This is a genomic window from Azospirillum himalayense (assembly GCF_042657465.1).
GTDB lineage: Bacteria > Pseudomonadota > Alphaproteobacteria > Azospirillales > Azospirillaceae > Azospirillum > Azospirillum himalayense.
Map to the genome: position 1 here is coordinate 1 of NZ_JBHSLC010000067.1, position 1,100 is coordinate 1,100.

Genomic DNA, 1,100 nt, shown 5'->3' on the forward strand with positions numbered 1-1,100 from the left:
GGCACGATCGGCCACGTCGACCACGGCAAGACGTCGCTGACGGCGGCGATCACGAAGGTGCTGGCCGAGAGCGGCGGCGCGACCTTCACCGCCTACGACCAGATCGACAAGGCGCCGGAAGAGAAGGCGCGCGGCATCACGATCTCGACGGCGCACGTCGAGTACGAGACGACCAACCGCCACTACGCCCACGTCGATTGCCCGGGCCACGCCGACTACGTGAAGAACATGATCACGGGCGCCGCGCAGATGGACGGCGCGATCCTGGTCGTGTCGGCCGCCGACGGCCCGATGCCGCAGACCCGCGAGCACATCCTGCTGGCCCGCCAGGTCGGCGTGCCGGCGCTGGTGGTGTTCATGAACAAGGTCGACATGGTCGACGATCCGGAGCTGCTCGAGCTGGTCGAGATGGAGGTGCGCGAGCTGCTGTCCTCCTACCAGTTCCCGGGCGACGACATTCCGATCGTCAAGGGCTCGGCGCTGTGCGCGCTGGAGGACCGTTCGCCGGAGATCGGCCGTGACGCGATCCTCAAGCTGATGGCCGAGGTCGACCAGTACATCCCGCAGCCGGAGCGTCCGAAGGACCGTCCGTTCCTGATGCCGATCGAGGACGTGTTCTCGATCTCGGGCCGCGGCACCGTGGTGACCGGCCGCGTCGAGCGCGGCATCGTCAAGGTCGGCGAGGAAGTCGAGATCGTCGGTCTGAAGACCACGGTCAAGACGACGGTGACCGGCGTGGAGATGTTCCGCAAGCTGCTCGACTCGGGTGAGGCGGGCGACAACATCGGCGCGCTGCTGCGCGGCACGAAGCGTGAGGACGTCGAGCGCGGCCAGGTTCTGGCCAAGCCGGGCAGCATCACGCCGCACACCACCTTCAAGGCCGAGGCCTACATCCTGACGAAGGAAGAGGGTGGCCGTCACACGCCGTTCTTCACCAACTACCGTCCGCAGTTCTACTTCCGCACGACCGACGTGACGGGCATGGTGAAGCTGCCGGAAGGCACCGAGATGGTGATGCCGGGCGACAACATCTCCATGGAAGTCGAGCTGATCGCTCCGATCGCCATGGACGAGGGCCTGCGCTTCGCCATCCGCGAGGG

Annotated in this window: 1 protein-coding gene; it reads left to right on the plus strand. The window is 66.8% G+C overall.

Annotation, left to right across the window (positions count from 1 at the left end; genetic code table 11):
* Positions 1-1,100, plus strand: a 1,100-nt coding sequence (gene tuf, locus ACFPMG_RS23755) for an elongation factor Tu (protein WP_376997692.1), incomplete at both ends; no start/stop codon positions are given.